Here is a 23732-nt window from a genome sequence, read left to right as displayed (position 1 = left end):
CACAGACCACGACACACACGGCCCTGGTCGCCTCCGCGCACCGGGCCGGTCGACGAAAGAAGAAGAGAAACCATGGCTGAGAACACCCCCACCGCCGCCCTCTCCGAGGTCGGCGTCAGCATCTGGCTCGACGACCTGTCGCGCGAGCTGCTCGAGACCGGCAAGCTGACCGAGCTGATCGAGCAGAAGAACGTCGTCGGCGTCACCACGAACCCGACGATCTTCGCGTCGGCCCTCGCCAAGGGCGAGCGCTACGACTCGCAGGTCAAGGAGCTCGCGGCGAAGGGCACCGACGTCACCGAGGCGATCTTCGAGATCACCACGCAGGACGTCGCGAACGCGTCCGACGTCTTCAAGCCGATCTACGACGAGACCAAGGGCTTCGACGGCCGTGTCTCGATCGAGGTCGAGCCGGGCCTCGCCCACGACACCCAGAAGACCATCGAGCAGGCCAAGTTCCTGTTCGAGAAGGTCGGTCGCGAGAACGTCCTCATCAAGATCCCCGCGACGCTCGAGGGCCTCGAGGCCATCACCGAGGTCATCGGTGCCGGCATCTCGGTCAACGTCACCCTGATCTTCTCGCTCGAGCGCTACCGCGCCGTCATCGACGCCTACCTCGGTGGCCTCGAGAAGGCCAAGGCCGCGGGCCACGACCTCTCGAAGATCCACTCGGTCGCCTCGTTCTTCGTGTCACGTGTCGACTCCGAGATCGACAAGCGCCTCGACGCCGCGGGCACCGACGAGGCGAAGGCCCTCAAGTCGAAGGCCGGCATCGCCAACGCGCAGCTCGCGTACCAGGTCTGGACCGAGCAGTTCGCCACCGAGCGTGCCCTCGGCCTGCTCGAGTCCGGTGCCAACACGCAGCGCCCGCTGTGGGCCTCGACCGGTGTCAAGGACCCGTCGCTGCCCGACACGCTCTACGTGACCGAGCTCGCCGCGCCGAACACGGTCAACACCATGCCGGGCAAGACGCTCGACGCGACGTTCGACCACGGCGAGATCCACGGTGACGCCATCGCCGGCTCGTTCGACGACGCGCAGCAGGTCATGGACCAGATCGCTGCCGCCGGTGTCGACTACGACGACGTCGTCGCGCTGCTCGAGAAGGAGGGCGTCGACAAGTTCAACGTCTCCTGGGGCGAGCTCGTCGACACGGTGAAGACCGCGCTCGAGAACAGCAAGTAAGCACGACCGGAGCCTGCGTCCGGAGGACGGGACCGCCGTCCCCCGGACGCAGGCACCCCCGGTCAGGACCCGACCGCCGGAGCCGCGACGCGCCTCCCGGCCGGACCTGACCACCACGACGGCGGAGTCGCCGCTGCCCCCGCAGCGCAGCGCTCCGCCGTCTCCGTTCGACCCACAAGGAGTCCACACTCATGTCACCGGTGGCGATCACCCCGGAGCACAACCCGCTCCGGTTGCCGACCGACCGACGTCTGAACCGGATCGCGGGGCCCAGCACCCTCATCATCTTCGGCGTGACGGGCGACCTGTCCCGCAAGAAGCTGATGCCCGCGGTCTACGACCTGGCGAACCGAGGGCTCCTGCCCCCGGGCTTCGCACTCGTCGGGTTCGCCCGGCGCGACTGGGAGGACCAGGACTTCTCCCAGCTCGTGCACGACGCGGTCCGGGACCACTCCCGCACCCCCTTCGACGAGGCCGTCTGGAAGCAGCTCGAGCAGGGCATCCGCTTCGTGCAGGGCTCGTTCGACGACCCCGAGGCCTTCCTCGAGCTGAAGCGCACCGTCGACGAGCTCGACGCGGAGCGCGGCACGCTCGGCAACCACGCCTTCTACCTCTCCATCCCGCCGAAGATGTTCCCGGTGGTGACCGAGCAGCTCAAGGTCTCCGGACTGACCGAGAAGCGCGAGGGCTCCTGGAGCCGCGTGGTCGTCGAGAAGCCGTTCGGCTCCGACCTCCGCACCGCGCGCGAGCTGAACGCGATCGTCGAGAGCGTCTTCGCGCCCGACGACGTGTTCCGCATCGACCACTACCTCGGCAAGGAGACCGTCCAGAACCTGCTGACGCTCCGGTTCGCGAACCAGATGTACGAACCCATCTGGAACTCGAACTACGTCGACCACGTGCAGATCACGATGGCCGAGGACATCGGCGTCGCCGGTCGGGCCGCGTACTACGACGGCATCGGCGCAGCGCGCGACGTCATCCAGAACCACCTGCTGCAGCTCCTCGCGCTCACCGCGATGGAGGAACCCGTCTCGTTCAAGGCCGCTGACCTGCGCGCCGAGAAGGAGAAGGTGCTCTCCGCCGTGCGCCTGCCCGAGGACCTCGCCACGGCGACGGCACGCGGCCAGTACGACGGTGGCTGGCAGGGCGGCGAGAAGGTCCTGGGCTTCCTCGAGGAAGCGGGGATGGACCCCGAGTCCACGACCGAGACCTACGCGGCGATCAAGCTCGACATCGCGACCCGCCGCTGGCAGGGCGTCCCGTTCTACCTGCGGGCAGGCAAGCGCCTCGGCCGTCGCGTGACCGAGATCGCGATCGTCTTCAAGCGCGTCCCCGAGGACGTCTACGGCAACACGCAGGCACCCCTCGGGCAGAACGCGCTCGTCATCCGTGTCCAGCCGGACGAGGGCGTCACGCTCCGCTTCGGCTCGAAGGTCCCGGGCGTCGGCACGCAGGTGCGCGACGTGACGATGGACTTCGGCTACGGACACGCGTTCACCGAGGCCTCGCCGGAGGCGTACGAGCGACTCATCCTCGACGTGCTCCTCGGCGACCCTCCCCTGTTCCCCCGTCACCAAGAGGTGGAACTGTCGTGGAAGATCCTCGACCCGATCGAGGAGTTCTGGGCCACGCAGGGCCAGCCCGAGCAGTACCGTCCCGGCACGTGGGGTCCGGCGTCCGCCGATGCCCTGCTCGCCCGCGACGGCCGGACCTGGAGGCGTCCATGAAGATCGACCTGCCGAACACCACGGTCTCGAAGATCCAGAAGAAGCTCGTCCACATCCGCGAGGAGGGTGGCGCCGTCGCCCTCGGCCGCGTGCTGACGCTCATCATCTCGACCGCCCTCGGGCACGAGGAAGAGGCGATCTCGGCCGCGAACCAGGCGTCGCGCGAGCACCCGATGCGGGTGATCATCGTGTCGAAGAACGACGGCGACACGAAGTCCCCCGGTCGACTCGACGCCCAGATCCGCGTCGGCAGCGATGCGGGCGCGAGCGAGGTCATCGTCCTCCGTGCGTACGGCGAGACCGCGACGGACGAGGAGAGCCTGGTCACCGGTCTCCTCCTGTCCGACGCCCCCGTCGTCGCATGGTGGCCGCAGGCCGCTCCGGAGCAGCCGGCAGCGTCCGCGCTGGGCCGGATCGCGCAGCGTCGCATCACCGATGCCGCCGCGCAGAAGGACCCGAACAGCGCGATCGAGGCGCTCGGGAAGTCCTACGTGCCGGGTGACACCGACTTCGCGTGGACCCGCCTGACGCTCTGGCGGAACCAGCTCGCCGCGGCGCTCGACCAGCCGCCGTACGAGCCCGTCACCGGCGTCGAGGTGTCCGGTGCGAGCGACAGCCCGTCCACGATCCTGCTCGCCGCGTGGCTCCAGCTGCAGCTGCAGGTGCCGGTGTCCGTCGTCACCTCGCCGCGGGCCACCGGGTCGAGCGGCATCCACGGGGTCAAGCTCGAGCGTGCATCAGGCACGATCGACCTCGAGCGCTCGCTCGTCGACGTCGCGACCCTGTCGATGCCCGGGCAGCCGACGCACGACCTGTCGCTGCCCCGACGGAACCTGCGCGACTGCCTCGCAGAGGAACTCCGTAGACTCGACGCGGACGTCCTCTTCGGAGACGTCGTCAAGCACGGGGTGCCCCAGCTGCGCGAGTCCATCGCCGGCTGAGCACCGCACACGGCCGGGGTCCGGGCGGTGGTCGACACGACCGCCGCCCGCCCCGGTCGGACCGAAGGCGGTCGCACCGGTCGGCCGCCACGAACACGGGAGACACGTGACCAACGAACGACGGGTGCTGGTGCACCCGGACAAGCAGTCCCTCGGCGCGTCGGTCGCCGCTCGCTTCATCACGAAGATCATCGACGTGCTGGACGAGCAGGAGCGCGCGGACATCGCGATCAGCGGCGGCTCGGTGTCGACCCTGGTCCTCGCGGCGATCGGGCAGTCGCCCGCGCGTGAGAGCGTGGACTGGTCGAAGGTGCACGTGTGGTGGGTCGACGAGCGCTGGGTCGCCGAGGGCGATGCGGACCGCAACGTCACCGGCACGCAGACGGACTTCTTCGAGCACGTGGACATCCCGCAGGCGAACATCCACCCGATGGCACCGTCCGACGCCGGGCTGTCCATCGACGAGGCCGCCGCACAGTACGAGCGCGAGCTCCAGGACGCAGCACCCGAGGGCGCGGTCGCGCCCCGCTTCGACATCACGCTGCTCGGGGTCGGCCCCGACGGCCACACGGCGTCGCTCTTCCCCGAGTTCCCGCAGCTCGCGGTGACCGACCGTGCCGTGCTGACGGTCGACGACTCCCCCAAGCCGCCGGCGCAGCGCCTGACGCTGTCCTTCCCGGTGATCAACGCCTCGCAGCGCGTGTGGGTCATCCTGTCCGGCGCCGAGAAGGCGTCGGTGCTCGGCCTCGCCCTGGCCGGTGCCGCGGTGGACGAGGTCCCCGTCGGCGGCGTGCAGGGCCGCAAGCGCACCGTGTTCTTCGTGGACCAGGACGCCGCGCGCGAGGTCCCCGAGAACCTCATCGCGTCGACCTACTAGACGCGACCCCCTGGCGGACGGGAGGCGCGGTGCCGGCTGGCACCGCGCCTCCCATCCGTCTGTGGTCCGGTCGGTCCGCGCAACTGCCGTGCGGACGTCGCCGGCCCGCTTCCGGTCGCACGACTTGCCGCTCACCTCCGATCCCGACGGCATGTCGTGCAACCCGAACGACCGCGCGCGGCACGTCCTGCGACCGGAACAGCCAGGACCGGAGGACCGAGGGCACCGACGACACGTCCGGCGGATGACGAAGGCCCCCGCACCGGATCGGTGCGGGGGCCTTCTGACGCCAGGTGCTACTTCGCGGTACCGCGACGCTGCCGGAGCTGCTGCAGCGCGTCCTCGAGGAGCTGCGCTGCCTCTTCCTCGGTGCGGCGCTCCTTCACGTACGCGAGGTGCGTCTTGTAGGGCTCGGTCTTCGCGACGACGGGAGGGTTCTCCTTGTCGCGGCCGGCCGGCAGACCCGTCGACGGCGAGTCCACCGTCTCCGGGATCTCGTCGTCCGGCAGGGTCGCCGAGAAGTACCGCACGACCTCGTTGCCGAGGGCGTCCCAGTACGAGACGGCCACGCGCTCGGCCTGGACGCCGCGGTCCTGCTCCCCCATCGGACCCGCGCCGACGCGGGACCCTCGGATTGCACTGCCTCCGGTTGCCATGGCTCAGCTCCCTGCCGTGAACTTGTTGATGAGACCGAGCACGATGATCGAGACGATCCAGACCAGACCGAGGATCACCGTGATGCGGTTGAGGTTGCGCTCGGCGACGCCGGACGCCCCGAGGTTGCTCGTCACGCCGCCGCCGAACATGTCGGAGAGACCGCCACCGCGGCCCTTGTGCAGGAGGATGAGGAGCGTGAGCAGGAGGCTCGTGATCGCGAGCAGGACCTGCAGCACGACGGAGAGTATCGCCACGACGTACCTTTCGTGTGAAGTCAGCCCTGCAAGTGTAGCGGGCCGCGTGAGCAGCCCCGACACCGGCACGGGCGTGGCTCAGGCCGGCCACGCGGACGTGGCCGGCCTGAGCGGGATGGATCAGAGTCCGACGTGCTGCCGGAAGCGCGCGATCGCCGCGAACTCCTGCACGTCGAGCGAGGCCCCACCGACGAGCGCGCCGTCGATGTCGGGCTCGCGCAGGAAGCCGGCGATGTTGCCCGACTTCACCGAACCGCCGTAGAGCACGCGCGTGCTGGCGGCGAGGTCGTCGCCCCAGGCCTCGGCGATCCCGCGACGCAGCGCGGCGCAGTCCTCCTGGGCCTGTTCCGCACTCGCGGCCTGACCGGAACCGATCGCCCAGACCGGCTCGTACGCGACGACGATCTCGGACGGCTTCACGGCCTCGAGGACGACCTTGAGCTGTTCGACCGGGACGACACCGGCGCCGCGCTGCTCGCGCTCCTCGCCGGTCTCACCGACACAGACCACCGGCACGAGGCCGTGCTTGACTGCAGCGGCGGTCTTCGCGGCGACGACCTCGTCGGTCTCGCCGTGCAGCGTGCGCCGCTCGGAGTGTCCGACGATGACGTACTGCGCGTCGAGCGCTGCGAGGAACGCCCCGGACACGTCACCGGTGTGGGCACCGGAGTCGTACTGGGACAGGTCCTGTGCGCCGAACCGGATCTCGAGCTTGTCGGCCGAGATGAGCGTCTGCACGCTGCGGAGGTCCGTGAAGGGCGGGAACACCGCGACCTCGACGTCGTCGTGGTCGTGACGGGCGTCCTTCAGGGTCCACGCGAGCTTCTGCACGGTGGCGATGGCCTGGAGGTGGTCCAGGTTCATCTTCCAGTTGCCGGCGATGAACGGCGTGCGGGTCATCGGGACCACCCCAGTGCTTCGAGACCGGGGAGCGACTTGCCCTCGAGGAACTCGAGGCTCGCACCACCACCGGTCGAGATGTGCCCGAACCGGTCGTCCGAGAACCCGAGCGACCGGACGGCCGCCGCGGAGTCGCCACCGCCGACGACACCGAGGCCGTCGACCTCGGTCAACGCCTGCGCGACGGTCTTCGTGCCTGCTGCGAACGCCGGGAACTCGAACACGCCCATCGGACCGTTCCAGAACACGGTCCTCGAGCCGGACACCGCCGACGCGAAGCGCGCCGCGGTCTCCGGGCCGATGTCGAGGCCGATGCCGTCCGTGCCGAACGACGAGGACTCGATCGCGTCGGCGGCGACGGTCTCGTGGTCGGCGTCCGCGGCGAACCCGGAGGCCACCACGACGTCGGTCGGCAGGTCGATCGTCACGCCGAGCTCGTCCGCCTTGGCGAGGTACGCCCGGACGGTGTCGAGCTGGTCCTGCTCGAGGAGCGACTTCGCGACCCCGTGGCCCTGGGCCGCGAGGAACGTGAAGAGCATGCCGCCACCGATGCACAGCGTGTCGACCTGCGGGAGCAGGTGCTCGATGACACCGAGCTTGTCACTGACCTTCGATCCGCCGAGCACGACCGTGTACGGCCGCTGCGGGTCCTTGGTCAACCGCTCGAGCACCGTCAGCTCGGACTCGATGAGCGAGCCGGCCGCGCTGGGCAGCGCTGCCGCGAGCTCGTACACGGAGGCCTGCTTGCGGTGCACGACGCCGAAGCCGTCCGACACGAACGCGTCACCGAGGGCGGCGATCCGCTCGGCGAACGCCGTGCGCGCCGACGCGTCCTTCGAGGTCTCCTCCGGGTTGAAGCGGAGGTTCTCGAGCAGCAGGACGTCGCCGTCCCCGAGGGCCTCGGCGGCCGCGGTCGCCTCGTCGCCGACGGTCTCGCCGACGAAGGTGACCTCCTTGCCGAGCAGTTCGGAGAGCCGCTGCGCCACGGGGGCGAGCGAGTACTCCTGCGCGGGCGTGCCGTCGGGACGACCGAGGTGCGAGATCACGATGACCCGCGCACCGGCGTTGACGAGCGTGTTGAGCGTGCCCAGCGACGCGCGCACGCGGCCGTCGTCGGTGATCGTGCCGTCCTTGAGCGGGACGTTCAGGTCACACCGGACGACGACGCGCTTGCCGGCGAGGTCGCCGAGGTCCTCGAGGGTGCGGAGGCTCATGCCGAGAGTCGCTCGCCCACGTACTCGGTCAGGTCGACGAGGCGGTTCGAGTAGCCCCACTCGTTGTCGTACCACGAGGTGATCTTGACGAGCTTGCCGATGACCTTGGTCAGGCCGGAGTCGTAGATCGACGAGTGCGGGTCCGTCGTGATGTCGGTCGACACCAGCGGGTCCTCGCTGTAGAGCAGGATGCCCTTGAGCGGGCCCTCGGCGGCCTCCTTGTAGGCGGCGTTGATCTCGTCGACGGTGACCTCGGACGACGTCTCGAGGGTGAGGTCGGTGATCGAACCGGTCGGCACCGGCACGCGGAGGGCGTAGCCGTCGAGCTTGCCGGCGAGCTCGGGCATGACGAGGCCGATGGCCTTCGCCGCACCGGTCGAGGTCGGGACGATGTTGAGCGCCGCGGCGCGGGCACGACGCGGGTCCTTGTGCGGGCCGTCCTGCAGGTTCTGGTCGGCGGTGTACGCGTGCACCGTCGTCATGAGGCCACGCTCGATGCCGAACTTGTCGTGGAAGACCTTGGCGAGCGGCGCGAGGCTGTTCGTGGTGCACGACGCGTTCGAGATGATGTTGTGGTTCTCGGGGTCGTACTGGTCCTCGTTGACGCCGAGGACGATGGTGACGTCGTCGCCGGTCGCCGGGGCCGAGATGATGACCTTCTTGGCGCCCGCGTCGATGTGCTTCTGCGCGTCGGCTGCCTTGGTGAAGAAGCCGGTCGACTCGATGACGATGTCGACGCCCAGCTCGCCCCACGGGAGGTTCGCGGGGTCGCGCTCCGCGAGGACCTTGATCGGCTTGCCGTCGACGACGATGCTGTCGCCGTCGAGCTCGACGGAGACGCCGAGACGACCCGTGATGGAGTCGAACTTCAGCAGGTTCGCGAGGGCCGCGTTGTCGGTGAGGTCGTTCACCGCCACGATCTCGAGGTCGGAGCCCTTGGCGAGGGCGGCCCGGAAGAAGTTACGGCCGATGCGGCCGAAGCCGTTGATGCCGATCTTGACGGTCAATGGATCTCCTGGTGGGTGTGGAGCGCCCCGGGGGCGCTGCTTTTCGGAGTCGTGCGGCCCTGCGGACCCACGTGTGGTGGACGATACGCCCCGTAACGTCGCCGTAACGACCCTAGCAGTCGGACACTGCGCGCCCGCGCCGGATGACGGTCCGTCCGGACGGTCCCGCCGATGGTGGTGGACGCTCCCCCGGACGGACGGGAGGCGCGGTGCCAGCCGGCACCGCGCCTCCCGTCCGTCGTGGGGCCGGTCGGGGCTACGCCCCCTCGAGCTCCTCCGGCACGCTGGCCTCGGTCCCCGGCACGCCGGTGTCGACCGCCTTCTTGTCGGCCATCGCGAGCAGGCGGCGGATGCGGCCGGCGATCGCGTCCTTGGTCATCGGCGGCTCGGCGTGCTGACCGAGCTCGTCGAGCGAGGCGTCACGGTGCTGCAGCCGGAGCGACCCGGCGTACTTGAGGTGGTCCGGGACGTCGTCACCGAGGATCTCGAGCGCGCGCTCGACGCGGGCGCACGCGGCGACGGCGGCCTGCGCCGAGCGGCGGAGGTTGGCGTCGTCGAAGTTCACCAGACGGTTGGCTGTGGCGCGGACCTCGCGGCGCTGGCGCATCTCCTCCCACTCGGCGGTGGTGCGGGCGGCGCCCATGACGGTGAGCATCTGGCCGATCGCCTCGCCGTCGCGGATGACGACGCGGTGGACGCCGCGGACCTCGCGGCCCTTCGCGGCGATCCCGAGGCGCGAGGCGGCACCGACCAGTGCCATCGCCGCTTCGTTGCCCGGGCAGGTGACCTCGAGCGCGGCGGCGCGACCGGGGTCGGTCAGCGTGCCGGAGGCGAGGAACGCACCGCGCCAGATGGCGGCGAGGTCCTCGCGGTTGCCGGTCGTCAGACGGTTCGGCAGGCCACGCACCGGGCGACGGCGCGCGTCCATGAGCCCGGTCTGGCGGGCGAGCGTCTCCCCCGCCTCGAGCACGCGGACCAGGTAGCGGGTGCCGCGGCGGGAGGACGCGGACGACCCCACCGACGCCTCGCTCCGCACGCCGTACAGCTCCGCCAGGTCCTTGCGCACGCGGTGGACGATGATCCGGGTGTCGAGCTCGACCTCGACCGCGATCCTGCCCGAGATGACGTGCAGGCCGCCCGCGAACCGCAGGATGGTCGCGAGTTCGGCGGCGCGGACCGTGTTGCGGTTCACGACGACCCTGGCCAGTTCGTCCTTGACCTCGGCAGTCAACGGCACAGCATCATTCCTAACGTTTTCTCTGGTGGGGTCCGCGGGTCCGGCGCACGTGGGTGTGGAGCGGCCGGAGGAACGGTCACTCCCGGCCGAGATCTCGGTTCTTCACACGCACGGCGACGTCGGACATCCCGCGGAGGAGGTTCGCCAACTCGGCGACGACGGCGACCGAGCGGTGCTTGCCGCCGGTACAGCCGATGGCGATCGTAGCGTGTCTTTTGTTCTCGCGTTGGTATCCCGCCAGCACGGGCTCGAGCACGGCAGCGTACCGCTCGACGAACGAGCGGGCGCCCGGCTGCGACAGGACGTACTCCGAGACGGGGGCGTCGAGGCCGGTGTGCGGGCGGAGTTCCGGCACCCAGTAGGGGTTCGGGATGAACCGCACGTCCGCGACCATGTCGGCGTCGGCGGGCAGCCCGTACTTGAACCCGAAGCTCATGAGCGTGACCTGGACCCCGACGAAGTGGTCGTCGGCGAAGCGCTCCGTGACGGCGTTGGCGAGCTGGTGGATGTTCAGGTCCGAGGTGTCGATGACGACGTCGGAGGCCTCGCGCAGCCCGGACAGCCGCGAACGCTCGAGGCCGATGCCGTCGAGCAGCGTCCCGTCGCCCTGCAACGGGTGCGGCCGGCGGACCTGCTCGAAGCGGCGCACGAGCACGGCGTCCGTCGCCTCGAGGAAGAGCACCCGGACCCGGGCGGAGGTGCTGGCACGGACCTGCTCGACCGCCTGCTCCGGGTCGGTGAAGAACCGTCCGCCGCGGACGTCGACGACGGTCGCGATCTTCGGGATCTTCTCCCCGGCACGGTCCGCGAGCTCGGTGAGCGGGCCGAGCATCTGCGTCGGGAGGTTGTCGACCACGTACCAGCCGAGGTCCTCGAGCGCCTTGCCGACCGTGGAACGGCCAGCGCCGGACATGCCGGTGACGATGAGGATGTCGTGCTGCTGCGACGCGGACGTCGGGGTTGTTCGGTCGTCGCTCGTGTCGCTCATGTGTGGGAGGGCTCCGTCGTGGCGGCCCGGGCCACGGCCCGGGGAGGTCTCGGCTTCGGGTCTCGGCTGCGCGACCAGGCTACCGTCCCGCGCTCGGAGCGGGGCCGGTCACCGTGGACGCGACGGGCCGTCGGCGGAGACGTCCGGGACGCGGACGGGGCCGACCGGCCGGGAGGCGCGGCTCGGCTCCTCCGCGGCGGCTGCTGCGGGCGCGTCCGGGTCCGTCGTCCGCTCCGGACCGGGGGTGCTGGCTGCGCGCCCGGCAGGGTCGGCGTTGCTCGCCTCCGGCACGCTTCCTCCGGGCGAGCCCGCGTCCGGGGCGCTCGCACCGGACGGGCCCGCCTCCGGGGCGCTCGCTCCGGGCGGGCTCCCCTCCGGCGCGCTGCGGGGCGTCTGCGCGAGCTTCGTGACGACCGCCGCCGCGGTCGCCGGCCCGACGCCGTTCACCTCGGCGATCTGCTCCGCCGTCGCCTCACGCAGGCGCGCGACCGACCCGAAGTGCTTCAGCAGGGCGTTCACCCGGGTCGGGCCGAGCCCGGGGATCTCCGACAGCTGCGACCGGACGTCGCGCTTCCGGCGGGTCCGCTGGTGCGTGATCGCGAACCGGTGCGCCTCGTCACGGATCCGCTGGATCAGGAAGAGCGCCTCGGAGTTGCGCGGCATGATCACCGGGAAGTCGTCGTCGGGCAACCACAGTTCCTCGAGGCGCTTCGCGATGCCCACCAGGGCGATGTCGTGCACGCCGGCCTCGTCCATCGCCCGCTTGGCAGCCTGGACCTGGGGCTGGCCGCCGTCGACGATGAGCAGCTGCGGACGGTACGCGAACCGCTTCGTCGGCTTCGTGCCCTCGACGACGTCCTCGCTCGTGGCGTCCGGGACGTCCGGCACCGCGGCGTCCTCGTCGAGGCGCGCCAGCCGTCGCGACAGCACCTGGTACATGCTGTCGGTGTCGTCGGTCGTCTCGGCGATCGTGTAACGGCGGTACTGGTCCTTGCGCGGGAGCCCGTCCTCGAACACCACCATCGACGCCACCACGTTCGTGCCCTGCAGGTGGGAGATGTCGTAGCACTCCATCCGCAGGGGGGCCTCGGTCATGCCCAGGGCGTCCTGGATGTCGGCGAGGGCAGCCGACCGGGTCGTGTAGTCCGCGCTGCGCTTCGTCTTGTAGAGCATGAGCGCCTGCGCGGCGTTCTGGGCGGCCGTGCGCGCGAGGCCCGCCCGGTCGCCCCGCTGGGCCGTGCTGAGCTTCGTGCCGCGCCCGCCGCGCCGCTCGCTGAGCCACTGCTGCAGGGCCTCGGCGTCCTCGGGGAGTTCCGGCACGACGACCTCGCGCGGGACGTCGTCGCTCGTCGCGTACTGGCCCTGGACGATCTGTTCGACCAGGTCACCGGTGCTGATGTCGAGCTCCTTGTCGACCACCCACCCCCGGACACCGCGGATGCGCCCGCCGCGCACGGAGAACAGCTGCACGGCGGCGGCGAGCTCGTCCTCGGCCACACCGAACAGGTCGAGGTCGACCGAGTCACGGAGGACCACCGCCGACTTCTCGAGCACCGCTTCGAGGGCACCGACCTGGTCGCGGTACCGCGCCGCCTGCTCGTAGTCCATGGCGTCGGCGGCCGCGGCCATGCGCTGCCGCAGGGTCGTGATCACCCTGCGGTCGTAGCTGCCCATGAACCGGACGAACTCCTCGACGATCGCCCGGTGCTCGGCGATGGTGACCTTCTGCGAGCAGGGTCCACCGCACTTGCCGATCTGGCCCGGGAAGCACGGCTTGCCCGTCTGCATCGCCTTCTTGTAGGACGAGTCCGAGCAGGTGCGGATCGGGAACACCTTGATCATCAGGTCGATGGTGTCGTGCACCGCCCAGATCTTCGGGTAGGGCCCGAAGTACTTCGCGCCCTTGATCTTCCGGTTCCGCGTCACCATCACCCGCGGCGACTCCTCGCCCAGGGTGATCGCCATGTACGGGTACGACTTGTCGTCCCGGAACTTGACGTTGAACGGCGGGTCGAACTCCTTGATCCAGGTGTACTCGAGCTGCAGTGCCTCGATCTCGGAGCCGACGGTGGTCCACTCGACGCTCCGGGCCGTGAGCACCATGCGTCGGGTGCGCTCGTGGAGGGTCGGCAGCGGTGCGAAGTAGTTGCTCAGGCGGGCGCGGAGGTTCTTCGCCTTGCCGACGTAGAGCACCCGACCGGCCTCGTCACGCCACCGGTAGACGCCTGGGTCGGTCGGGATCTCCCCCGCCTTCGGCCGCCAGGAGACGGTGTCCGCCACCTACCGAGCACCCGCCTTCTGCTTGCTCTGCTGCCCGCCCTGGTGCTTCTGGGTGGCCTGACGCGCACCGACCGCCTGCTCCTTGCCGACACGGGCGTCCTGCGCATCGAAGATCTCGCGCAGGAACACACCGGTGTGGCTCTCGGGGACGTCGGCCACGTGTTCCGGGGTGCCGACGGCCAGTACCGTACCGCCACCGGCGCCGCCCTCGGGTCCCATGTCGACCAGCCAGTCGGCGGACTTGATCACGTCGAGGTTGTGCTCGATCGTGATCACGGTGTTGCCCTTGTCGACCAGGCTCTGCAGCACGAGCAGCAGCTTCCGGACGTCCTCGAAGTGCAGGCCGGTCGTCGGCTCGTCGAGCACGTAGACCGTACGGCCGTTCGAGCGGCGCTGAAGTTCCGTCGCGAGCTTGACGCGCTGGGCCTCGCCACCGGAGAGGGTCGTCGCGCTCTGCCCGAGGCGCACGTAGCCCAGGCCCACGTCGACGAGCGTCGCCATGTAGCGGTGGATCGCCGAGATCGGCTCGAAGAAGTCGGCCGCCTCGCTGATCGGCATGTCGAGGACCTCGGAGATGTCCTTGCCCTTGTAGTGCACCTGCAGCGTCTCGCGGTTGTACCGCGCACCGCCGCAGACCTCGCACGCCACGTAGACGTCGGGCAGGAAGTTCATCTCGATCTTGATCGTGCCGTCACCCGAGCAGTTCTCGCAGCGGCCGCCCTTGACGTTGAAGCTGAAGCGACCGGGCTGGTAGCCGCGCGCCTTCGCCTCGGGCGTCTCGGCGAAGAGCTGCCGGATGCGGTCGAACACGCCGGTGTAGGTCGCCGGGTTGGACCGCGGGGTGCGGCCGATCGGCGCCTGGTCGACGTGCACGACCTTGTCGAGCTGGTCGAGGCCCTTCACGCGGGTGTGCTTGCCGGCGATGTGCCGTGCGCCGTTGAGCTGGTTCGCGAGCACCTTGTACAGGATGTCGTTGACCAGGGTCGACTTGCCGGAGCCACTGACGCCGGTCACCGCGGTGAAGACACCGAGCGGGAAGTCGACGTCGACCTGCTTGAGGTTGTTCGCCCGGGCGCCCTGCACGCTGATGACGCGCTTCGGGTTGATCTTCCGTCGCTCGGCGGGCACCTCGATCGCGCGCCGACCTGCCAGGTAGTCACCGGTCACCGACTCGCGGTTCGCGATGATGCCCTCGTAGGAGCCGGAGTGCACGACCTTGCCGCCGTTCACGCCCGCGCCCGGTCCGATGTCGACGACCCAGTCCGCCGTGCGGATGGTGTCCTCGTCGTGCTCGACGACGATGAGGGTGTTGCCGAGGTCCTTGAGCTTGACGAGCGTGTCGATGAGCCGACGGTTGTCGCGCTGGTGCAGGCCGATGCTCGGCTCGTCGAGCACGTAGAGCACACCCGTCAGGCCCGATCCGATCTGCGTCGCGAGCCGGATGCGCTGTGCCTCGCCGCCGGAGAGCCCGCCGGCTCCGCGTGCGAGGGTCAGGTAGTTCAGGCCGACCTCGAGCAAGAACTCGAGCCGCGCGCGGATCTCGCGGAGGACCGCGGCCGCGATGTGCGCCTCACGCTCGGTGAGCGTCAGCTCCTCCATGAAGCCGTACGCCTGGTCGAGCGACATGTCGGTCACGTCGGCGATGCTGCGACCGTCGACCGTCACGGCGAGGACCTCGGGCTTCAGGCGCGTGCCGTCGCAGACCGGGCAGGGGACCTCGCGCAGGTAGCCCTGGAAGCGCTGCCGCTGCGAGTCCGACTCGGCCTCGGCGAACTTGCGCTCGATGTAGGGCATGACGCCCTCGAACCCGCTCGTGTACCGCATCTCGCGGCCGAAACGGTTCTTCCACGACACGGAGACCTGGAAGTCCTTGCCGGTCAGGATCGCGGCCTGCACCGACGGGTCGAGCTGGTTCCACGGGGTGTCGAGGCCGAACCCGAGGTCCTTGCCGAGACCCGCGAGGAGCTTCTCGAAGTACGAGTACAGCCCGCTCGTGCCCGTCCAGGGCAGCAGGACGCCGTCTCGCAGCGAGGCCTCGGGGTCGCCGAGCACCAGGTCGGGGTCGACCGACATGCGGGTACCGAGGCCCGAGCACTCGGGGCAGGCACCGAACGGTGCGTTGAACGAGAAGGTCCGCGGCTCGATCTCGGTGAGCGCGAGCGGGTGGTTGTTCGGGCAGGACAGGTTCTCGGAGTAGGTCCGGACCGCGCCGGGCCCCTCGTGGTCGACGAGGTCGATCGCCACGGTGCCGTTCGTCAACCGCAGGGCGGTCTCGAGCGAGTCGGTGAGGCGGCCGAGGATGTCGTCGCTCGCCACGAGACGGTCGACGATCACCGAGATGTCGTGCTTGACCTGCTTCTTGAGCTTGGGCGGGTCGCTCAGCTGGATGCGCTCACCGTCGACGATCGCACGGGCGTACCCCGAGGCCGCGAGCTCCTGGAAGAGGTCGACGAACTCGCCCTTCTTCTTGGAGACGACCGGCGCGAGGACCTGGAAGCGCGTGCCGGTCTCGAACTCCATGAGCTGGTCCGCGATCTGCTGCACGCTCTGCTTGCTGATCACCTCGCCGCAGACGGGGCAGTGCGGGACACCGATGCGCGCCCAGAGCAGACGCATGTAGTCGTAGACCTCGGTGATGGTGCCCACGGTCGACCGCGGGTTCCGGTTCGTCGACTTCTGGTCGATCGAGACCGCCGGCGACAGGCCCTCGATGAAGTCGACGTCGGGCCGGTCCACCTGGCCGAGGAACTGCCGGGCGTAGGCCGACAGCGACTCCACGTAGCGCCGTTGGCCCTCGGCGAAGATCGTGTCGAACGCGAGCGAGGACTTGCCCGACCCGGACAGCCCCGTGAACACGACGAGCGAGTCCCGAGGGATCTCGAGGTCGACGTCGCGGAGGTTGTGCACGCGAGCGCCCCGGACGCTGAGCGTCGAGGTGCTGTGCGGCGCCGTCCCGCCGGGGATGTGGAGGTCTGCAGGCTCGCCGAAGGCGTTCCGGCCCGGGGTCGCGGTTCCGCGGTCAGAGGTGATGGTCATCGCAGACGATTCTACGAAGCAGGACCGACATCCGTCCGGGCGTGGCGGTCTAGCCGAGTGCGTCGAGAGCGAACGCGACGCCGGTCGCCTGTTCGCTCGCCGTCCAGAGGCGCGCAGCGACGGTGCGGTCGTGGGCACGCGGGCGCGCCGGGACGAGGGCCGGACGACCGGCGAACTGGAGCGGGCCGGCCGGCCCCCAGTACTCACCCGAGCGCACGGCCTCACCGACGGCGGCGTGCACGAGCGGCCACGCCCCGGCGTCCTTGCCCTGCGCCACCCAGCCCGAGCCCGCTCGCATCCACGCCGGTTCGGACCGCGTCGGTGCGACGTCCGGTCGGGGCGGGGCGGCGGCGTCGAGTGCCAGCCCGGGGTGCGCGACGACGCTGCGCACCCGCGAGCCGGCGTCGCCGAGCCGCTGCGCGAGCTCGAAGCCGAACAGCATCACCGCGAGCTTGCTCCTGGCGTACTGGCGGTGGCCCTCGTAGCGGCCGACCGCGAGCGGATCCGTCCGGTCGAGCGTCGTGAAGCGGTGCGCGATGGAGCCGAGGTGCACCACACGCCCGGCGTCCTGGTCGAGGGCCGGCAGCGCCAGCGCCGTCCAGGCGAAGTGTCCGAGGTGGTTCGTGCCGACCTGCAGTTCGAAGCCCTGCGCGGTGCGCTGCGGGCGAGCCGATCCGACCACGCCGGCGTTGTTGAGCAGGGCGTGCACGGGGCCGAGCTCCCGGAGCCGCACGGCCGCGGCACGCACGCTGTCGAGGTCGGCCAGGTCGAGGTGCAGGTGCACGAGTGCGGCGTCGTCGACGTGCTTCCGGATGCTCCGCTCGGCGGCGGCGGCACGCTCGGGGTTCCGCGTGGCGAGCACCACCCGGTGGCCCTGTGCCGCGAGCTGCTCGGCTGCGTGGTAGCCCAGGCCGGCGCTGGCACCCGTGACGACGACCGTCCGCCGCGCGGTCCCGGAGGTGTCAGCGGACATGCCCGGCGGACTCCATCTGTCGCAGCGCCTTCTTCAGGTCCTGCACCTCGTCGCGGAGCCGTGCCGCCAGCTCGAACTTCAGCTCGGCCGCGGCCTGCAGCATCTGGTCGTTGAGGTCGGCGATCGTCGCCTCGAGCTGGGTCGCGCCCTCTCCCGCGATGCCCTCGCGACGCAGGTTCGGCGTGGGCGACCGGCGGCCGTCGGAACCCGGGCGACCCTCGAGCAGCGCCTTGGTGTCGTCGCTCTCGCGCTGCAGCACCTCGGTGATGTCGGCGATCTTCTTGCGGAGGGGCTGCGGGTCGATGCCGTGCTCGAGGTTGTAGGCGACCTGCTTCTCGCGGCGCCGATCGGTCTCGTCGATCGCCTGGCGCATGGAGTCGGTGATCTTGTCGGCGTACATGAGCACCTGGCCCGACACGTTGCGGGCGGCACGGCCGATCGTCTGGATGAGGGATGTCGACGACCGCAGGAACCCTTCCTTGTCGGCGTCGAGGATCGCCACGAGGGACACCTCGGGCAGGTCGAGGCCCTCGCGCAGCAGGTTGATGCCGACGAGCACGTCGTACACGCCCTGGCGCAGCTCCGTCAGCAGTTCGACACGCTTCAGGGTGTCGACGTCGGAGTGCAGGTACCGCACGCGGACGCCGGCGTTGCCGAGGAAGTCCGTGAGTTCCTCGGCCATCCGCTTGGTCAGGGTCGTGACGAGCACGCGCTCGTCACGCTCGACGCGCAGCTTGATCTCCTCGAGCAGGTCGTCGATCTGGCCGTCGCTCGGCTTCACGACGATCTCGGGGTCGACCAGACCCGTCGGACGGATGATCTGCTCGACGACGCTGTCGGTGACGCCGAGTTCGTACTTGCCCGGGGTCGCCGACAGGTAGACCTTCTGCCCGACGCGCTCGAGGAACTCCTCCCACGTCAACGGTCGGTTGTCGAGCGCGCTCGGCAGACGGAAGCCGTGCTCGACGAGCGTGCGCTTGCGGGAGGCGTCACCCTCGTACATCGCACCGATCTGCGGCACGGTCACGTGCGACTCGTCGATCACGATGAGGAAGTCGTCCGGGAAGTAGTCGATGAGGCAGTGCGGCGCCTCGCCCGCATCGCGCCCGTCCATGTGGCGCGAGTAGTTCTCGATGCCGGAGCAGAAGCCGATCTGCTCCATCATCTCGATGTCGAAGGTCGTGCGCATGCGGAGCCGCTGGGCCTCGAGCAGCTTGCCCTGGCCCTCGAGCTCGGCGAGTCGGTCGGCCAGCTCGTCCTTGATCCGCTCGATCGCCCGGTGCATGACGTCGGTGTCGGCGACGTAGTGCGACGCCGGGAAGATCGAGACACCGGGCAGGTCCGCGATGACGTTGCCGGTCAGCGGGTGCAGCGAGGTGAGCGCCTCGATCTCGTCACCGAACATCTCGATGCGGATCGCGTGCTCTTCGTACATCGGGATGATCTCGATGGTGTCGCCGCGGACGCGGAAGGTGCCGCGGGCGAAGTCGACGTCGTTGCGCTGGTACTGCATGCCGACGAACTTGCGCACGAGCTGGTCGCGGGAGATCGTCTGGCCGACGTGGAGCGCGATCGACGCGTTCATGTACTGCTCGGGCGTGCCGAGGCCGTAGATGCAGGACACGGTCGACACCACCACGACGTCGCGCCGGCTGAGCAGCGAGTTCGTCGTCGAGTGCCGGAGCCGCTCGACCTCCGCGTTGACCGACGAGTCCTTCTCGATGAAGGTGTCCGTCTGCGGGACGTACGCCTCGGGCTGGTAGTAGTCGTAGTACGAGACGAAGTACTCGACCGCGTTGTTCGGCAGGAGCCCGCGGAACTCGTTCGCCAGCTGCGCGGCCAGGGTCTTGTTGTGCGCGAGCACGAGCGTCGGCCGCTGGACCTGCTCGATCAGCCACGCGGTGGTCGCCGACTTGCCGGTACCGGTCGCGCCGAGCAGCACGACGTCGGTCTCACCCGCGTTGATCCGACCGGCGAGCTCGGCGATCGCCGCCGGCTGGTCACCGCTCGGCGAGTACTCGCTGATCACCTCGAAGGGACGGATCGCCCGGGTGGGCTGGATCGACACTGCCATGGGGACAACGGTAGTCGCGCCCCCTGACACCCGACGGCCCTGATCGCCCACAGCTGAGCGGGTACCAGGGCCTGCGGGGCCCGTTCAGGACGCGATGCGGTCCCACACCGCGTCGGCGGACCGCAGGGTGTCCTCGAGCGATCCGGTCGCGTCGACGACGTGGTCGGCGAGGGCGAGCCGCTCGGCGTCCGACGCCTGGGCCGCCACACGTCGCTCGGCCTCGTCACGCGGCATGCTCCGGTGCTCGACGAGTCGTCCGACCCGCTGCGCCGCAGAAGCGTCCACGACGACGACCGCGTGGAACCGGATCGGCCGACTCCCCCGGGCCTCGGCGAGGAGCGGGACGTCGTAGACGACGACGGCTTCCGGATCAGCGGCCTCGGCAGCGTCGAACGCTCCCCGTGCGAGCCGCCACACCTCCGGGTGGGTGATCCCCTCGAGGTCCTTCCGCGCCGAGGCGTCGGAGAAGACGATGCTGCCCAGGGCGGCCCGGTCGAGCGCGCCGTCGGGGGCGAGCACGCCCGTCCCGAACCGTTCCACGACACGGGCGAGCCCGGGGCTGCCCGGAGCGACCGCCTGCCGCGCGAGCCGGTCGGCGTCGACGACGACCGCGCCGTGCTCCGCCCAGCGACGGGAGACGGTGGACTTGCCCGCGGCGATGCCGCCTGTCAGACCGATGATGCGCACCGGTCCAGGTTACCGAGGACGTCGTGGAACGCCGGAAGCCCGGCACCCCCTCAGGGGTACCGGGCTTCCGGGACGTGCGACCCGCTCGATCAGTTGTTCGAGCTGAGCTTCTCGCGGAGCGCCGCGAGCGAGGCGTCGTCGGCCAGGGTGCCCTGACCGTTCGACTCGCTCGAGAAGGTCGACGAGGACGAGGACGAGCTCGAGGCCGAGGCGGGGAGGTCGAAGCCACCCTTCTCCTCGTCCGCGATGGTCTTCGCGACCTGCGCCTTGTGGGCCTCCCAGCGCGACTGGGCGGCCGCGTACTGGCCCTCCCACTCGGTGCGCTGGGTGTCGTAGCCCTCGAGCCACTCGTTGGTCTCCGGGTCGAAGCCCTCGGGGTACTTGTAGTTGCCCTGGTCGTCGTACTCGGTCGGCATGCCGTAGAGCGCCGGGTCGAACTCGGTGCCCTCCGGGTCCACGCCCTCGTTCGCCTGCTTGAGGCTGAGCGAGATGCGACGACGGTCGAGGTCGATGTCGATGATCTTGACGAAGACCTCGTCACCGACGGAGACGACCTGCTCGGCGAGCTCGACGTGCTTGTTCGAGAGCTCCGAGATGTGGACGAGACCCTCGATGCCGTCGGCGACGCGGACGAAGGCACCGAACGGCACGAGCTTCGTGACCTTGCCCGGTGCGATCTGACCGATCGCGTGGGTGCGGGCGAAGACCTGCCACGGGTCCTCCTGCGTGGCCTTGAGCGAGAGCGACACGCGCTCGCGGTCCAGGTCCACCTCGAGGATCTCGACGGTGACTTCCTGACCGACCTCGACGACCTCGCTGGCGTGCTCGATGTGCTTCCAGGAGAGCTCGGAGACGTGGACGAGACCGTCGACGCCGCCCAGGTCGACGAACGCACCGAAGTTGACGATCGACGACACGATGCCCTTGCGGACCTGGCCCTTGTGGAGGTTGTTGAGGAAGGTGGTGCGCGACTCGGACTGCGTCTGCTCGAGCAGGGCGCGGCGCGAGAGGACCACGTTGTTGCGGTTCTTGTCGAGCTCCAGGATCTTCGCCTCGAGCTCCTGGCCCAGGTACGGGGTCAGGTCGCGGACGCGACGCAGCTCGATGAGCGAGGCCGGGAGGAAGCCACGGAGGCCGATGTCGACGATGAGACCGCCCTTGACGACCTCGATGACCGTGCCGGTCACGACGCCGTCGGACTCCTTGATCTTCTCGACGTCGCCCCACGCACGCTCGTACTGCGCACGCTTCTTCGACAGGATCAGGCGGCCTTCCTTGTCCTCCTTCTGGAGGACCAGGGCCTCGACCTCGTCGCCGACCTCGACGACCTCGTTGGGGTCGACGTCGTGCTTGATCGAGAGCTCGCGCGAGGGGATGACACCCTCGGTCTTGTAGCCGACGTCGAGGAGGACCTCGTCGCGGTCGATCTTCACGACGGTTCCGGAGATCAGATCGCCGTCGTTGAAGAACTTGAGGGTCTTCTCGACCTCGGCCAGGAAGTCATCAGCCGAGCCGATGTCGTTGATGGCGACCTGCTTGGGAGCCTTGGTCGTGGTGGTTGTCATGTAGAGATTGCTCCGAACGGACATGAGTCGGGCCGTGACGGCGAGGGAGCGACCCCCTGGTCCGCTCCGAACGTCGGTGCGAGCCGTCATGGCAGTGGTTGGTTGGCGCGGATTGCGCCGATTGAGTCTAGCCGCAGGGCCGCGGGCCCCACAACCGGGCGTGTCGCGTGTCGCGGGGCGACCGGAGGACGGACGGGAGGCACGCGGCGACCCCGCCACGCGCCTCCCGTCCGTCGACCCGTCACGCCGTCAGTCGAGCAGCGCGCTCCGGAGCGTGTCCAGGCCGACCCCGCCGAGTGCGAGCGCCCGGTGGTGGAAGGCCTTCAGGTCGAACGCGGCGCCCTCGCGTGCGGCGAGCTCGTCGCGGATCGACTCCCAGACGCGCTGCCCGACCTTGTAGGACGGCGCCTGCCCCGGCCACCCGAAGTACCGGGCGACCTCGAACTGCACGAACTCCGGCGCCATGTTGACGTTCCGGCCCATGAAGTCGAGCGCGTACTCCCACGTCCAGCCACCGCCGTCGGGGTTGGTCTTCTGCAGGTGCACACCGATGTCGAGCACCACGCGGGCCGCCCGCATCCGCTGGCCGTCGAGCATGCCGAGGCGGTCCCCTTCGTCGTCGAGGAACCCGAGCTGCTCCATGAGCCGCTCGGCGTAGAGGGCCCAGCCCTCGACGTGCCCGGACGGTCCGGCCAGCTGCCGACGCCACGTGTTGAGCTCCCCGCGGTTGTAGACCGCCTGGCTGATCTGCAGGTGGTGACCGGGCACGCCCTCGTGGTAGACCGTCGTCTTCTCACGCCACGTGCCGAACTCCGTGACGCCCTGCGGCACCGACCACCACATCCTGCCCGCACGCGAGAAGTCGTCGGAGGGGCCGGTGTAGTAGATCCCACCCTCCTGCGTCGGGGCGATCCGGCACTCCAGGCGCTTGATCGGGTCGGCGATGTCGAAGTACTCCCCGTCCATCGCGCGGATCGACGCGTCACTGGTCTCCTGCATCCACCGCTGCAGGGCGTCGGTGCCGTGCAGGATGCGGGCGGGGTCGGCGTCGAGGACCTCGATCGCGCGCGCCACCGAGGCGCCGGACTCGATGCGGTCCGCGATGCGCTCCTGCTCGTCGCGCATCCGGGCGAGCTCCTCGATGCCCCACTCGTACGTCTCGTCGAGGTCGACGACGGCACCCAGGAAGCGTCGGGAGTGCAGCTCGTAGTCCTCGCGACCGACCGCGTCGACCGGGGTCGCCAGGGGCAGCAGCTCGTGCTCGAGGAAGCCGCCGAACGACCGGTACGCGGCCGCCGCGACCTCGGCGCCGCGTACCAGCTCGCCGCGGAGCGACTCGGGCAGCGGCGCGCCGCCCTCGAGCGCGGCGCCGTCGACGAGCTGGCGGAAGAACCCGTCCTCGGCACCGTTGCGCGCGGCCTGCTCGGCGATGAGTGCGACCTGGCGCGCAGCGGGCGTGACCTGCTCGCGCGTGCCCTGCAGCAGGGTCTCGCGGTAGCCCTCCAGGGCGTCCGGCAGCGCGTGCAGGCGCCCCGCGACGTCCTGCCAGTCGTCGGTGGTCGCGGTCGGCATCAGGTCGAGGACGTCGCGGAACTCCTGCGCGGGGCTCGCGATCACGTTGAGGTCCCGCAGGTGCAGCTTCCGCTCGTGCGACTCCACGACCAGGTCGAGCTCCGCTCCGAGGTCGGTCTTCGTCACCCGGTCGACGTCGTCCGTCGACTCGGCGGCGTCGAGGGCCCGGCGCGCGGAACGTGCGGCGTCGGCGAGGGCGTCGGCGCCGGCGGGCGAGGTGTCGCCGTAGCCGTCGGTGCGCCCGGGGACCCCGACGTACGTGGCGACGGTCGGGTCGAGGTCGACGAGGGTGGACACCCAGTCCTCGGCGACGCGGTCGACGGCGGACGGCTGGCGGACGGGTCGGTCTTCGCTCATGCCCCGACCCTACCGAGCGCCTCGGCAGGCGGAGCTGCGGACGGCGGGACGGGGGCGTCGACACGAGACGCCCTCCGGTGAGCGAGACGCCGCCGGATCTGGCGGCGTCTCGACGCAACCGCGGCGTCTCGACGCGACCGCGGCGCGCGAGCTGTCTGGACGACGGACTGGAGGCACGGTGCCAGCCGGCACCGCGCC

General features: G+C 70.1%; 18 protein-coding genes. 4 read left to right on the top strand and 14 right to left on the bottom strand.

What is annotated here, in order from left to right; genetic code table 11:
* The first annotated feature begins 72 nt into the window (after positions 1 to 72).
* The 4 genes from tal to pgl all read left to right on the top strand — a co-directional run bounded on the left by tal (position 73) and on the right by pgl (position 4733).
* Positions 73 to 1185: a transaldolase gene (gene tal, locus ACIP6W_RS08835; RefSeq protein ID WP_066654417.1), complete on the top strand. Its 1113-nt coding sequence runs from the start codon at positions 73 to 75 to the stop codon at positions 1183 to 1185.
* Between the two features lie 191 nt (positions 1186 to 1376).
* Positions 1377 to 2915, top strand: coding sequence for a glucose-6-phosphate dehydrogenase (gene zwf / locus ACIP6W_RS08830; RefSeq protein ID WP_066654419.1), 1539 nt, complete (start codon positions 1377 to 1379; stop codon positions 2913 to 2915).
* Entirely contained in the window at positions 2912 to 3856 is a 945-nt protein-coding gene (locus ACIP6W_RS08825; protein ID WP_066654421.1) for a glucose-6-phosphate dehydrogenase assembly protein OpcA, read from the top strand. Before zwf ends, ACIP6W_RS08825 begins: the two co-directional genes overlap by 4 nt.
* 106 nt (positions 3857 to 3962) lie before the next feature.
* Positions 3963 to 4733 (top strand): 6-phosphogluconolactonase, encoded by a 771-nt coding sequence (gene pgl, locus ACIP6W_RS08820; protein WP_251159782.1) that lies wholly within the window; start codon positions 3963 to 3965, stop codon positions 4731 to 4733.
* 296 nt (positions 4734 to 5029) lie between these two features.
* On the opposite strand, the gene ACIP6W_RS08815 is transcribed toward pgl, so the two are convergent.
* The 14 genes from ACIP6W_RS08815 to ACIP6W_RS08750 form a co-directional block, all read right to left on the bottom strand.
* On the bottom strand, positions 5030 to 5389 hold the full coding sequence (locus ACIP6W_RS08815) for an RNA polymerase-binding protein RbpA (RefSeq protein ID WP_066654425.1): 360 nt from the start codon (positions 5387 to 5389) through the stop codon (positions 5030 to 5032).
* A 3-nt stretch (positions 5390 to 5392) separates the two neighbouring features.
* A complete protein-coding gene (gene secG / locus ACIP6W_RS08810) occupies positions 5393 to 5644 on the bottom strand; it encodes a preprotein translocase subunit SecG (RefSeq protein WP_058727797.1) in 252 nt (83 codons plus the stop codon).
* A 120-nt stretch (positions 5645 to 5764) separates the two neighbouring features.
* The gene (gene tpiA, locus ACIP6W_RS08805; protein WP_400429076.1) at positions 5765 to 6544 is read right to left on the bottom strand and encodes a triose-phosphate isomerase; all 780 of its coding nucleotides are present in this window, start codon (positions 6542 to 6544) and stop codon (positions 5765 to 5767) included.
* A complete protein-coding gene (locus tag ACIP6W_RS08800; RefSeq protein ID WP_251159780.1) occupies positions 6541 to 7758 on the bottom strand; it encodes a phosphoglycerate kinase in 1218 nt (405 codons plus the stop codon). The genes tpiA and ACIP6W_RS08800 overlap by 4 nt, the downstream gene beginning before the upstream one ends.
* The gene (gene gap / locus ACIP6W_RS08795; protein WP_058749583.1) at positions 7755 to 8765 is read right to left on the bottom strand and encodes a type I glyceraldehyde-3-phosphate dehydrogenase; all 1011 of its coding nucleotides are present in this window, start codon (positions 8763 to 8765) and stop codon (positions 7755 to 7757) included. The genes ACIP6W_RS08800 and gap overlap by 4 nt, the downstream gene beginning before the upstream one ends.
* A gap of 256 nt (positions 8766 to 9021) precedes the next feature.
* Positions 9022 to 10002 (bottom strand): DNA-binding protein WhiA, encoded by a 981-nt coding sequence (gene whiA, locus ACIP6W_RS08790; protein ID WP_209682494.1) that lies wholly within the window; start codon positions 10000 to 10002, stop codon positions 9022 to 9024.
* A gap of 76 nt (positions 10003 to 10078) precedes the next feature.
* Complete coding sequence (rapZ, locus tag ACIP6W_RS08785; protein WP_066654437.1) at positions 10079 to 10990, bottom strand: RNase adapter RapZ; 912 nt, start codon at positions 10988 to 10990, stop codon at positions 10079 to 10081.
* Positions 10991 to 11098: 108 nt separating this feature from the next.
* A complete protein-coding gene (gene uvrC, locus ACIP6W_RS08780) occupies positions 11099 to 13270 on the bottom strand; it encodes an excinuclease ABC subunit UvrC (protein WP_400429074.1) in 2172 nt (723 codons plus the stop codon).
* Positions 13271 to 16306 (bottom strand): excinuclease ABC subunit UvrA, encoded by a 3036-nt coding sequence (gene uvrA, locus ACIP6W_RS08775; protein WP_326496312.1) that lies wholly within the window; start codon positions 16304 to 16306, stop codon positions 13271 to 13273.
* Positions 16307 to 16355: 49 nt separating this feature from the next.
* On the bottom strand, positions 16356 to 17279 hold the full coding sequence (locus ACIP6W_RS08770) for an SDR family NAD(P)-dependent oxidoreductase (RefSeq protein WP_066654448.1): 924 nt from the start codon (positions 17277 to 17279) through the stop codon (positions 16356 to 16358).
* A complete protein-coding gene (gene uvrB / locus ACIP6W_RS08765) occupies positions 17269 to 19341 on the bottom strand; it encodes an excinuclease ABC subunit UvrB (protein WP_066658265.1) in 2073 nt (690 codons plus the stop codon). Before uvrB ends, ACIP6W_RS08770 begins: the two co-directional genes overlap by 11 nt.
* A 96-nt stretch (positions 19342 to 19437) precedes the next feature.
* A complete protein-coding gene (coaE, locus tag ACIP6W_RS08760; protein WP_400429072.1) occupies positions 19438 to 20040 on the bottom strand; it encodes a dephospho-CoA kinase in 603 nt (200 codons plus the stop codon).
* Between the two features lie 89 nt (positions 20041 to 20129).
* Positions 20130 to 21605, bottom strand: coding sequence for a 30S ribosomal protein S1 (gene rpsA / locus ACIP6W_RS08755; protein WP_066654468.1), 1476 nt, complete (start codon positions 21603 to 21605; stop codon positions 20130 to 20132).
* A gap of 249 nt (positions 21606 to 21854) precedes the next feature.
* Positions 21855 to 23534: a DUF885 domain-containing protein gene (locus ACIP6W_RS08750; protein WP_400429070.1), complete on the bottom strand. Its 1680-nt coding sequence runs from the start codon at positions 23532 to 23534 to the stop codon at positions 21855 to 21857.
* Positions 23535 to 23732: the final 198 nt, after the last annotated feature.

It is taken from the genome of Curtobacterium sp. NPDC088465, from assembly GCF_044753165.1.
Classification (GTDB): Bacteria; Actinomycetota; Actinomycetes; order Actinomycetales; family Microbacteriaceae; genus Curtobacterium.
The sequence above is the reverse complement of the archived record's forward strand: the minus strand, read 5'-3'. Positions and strand labels throughout refer to the sequence as shown.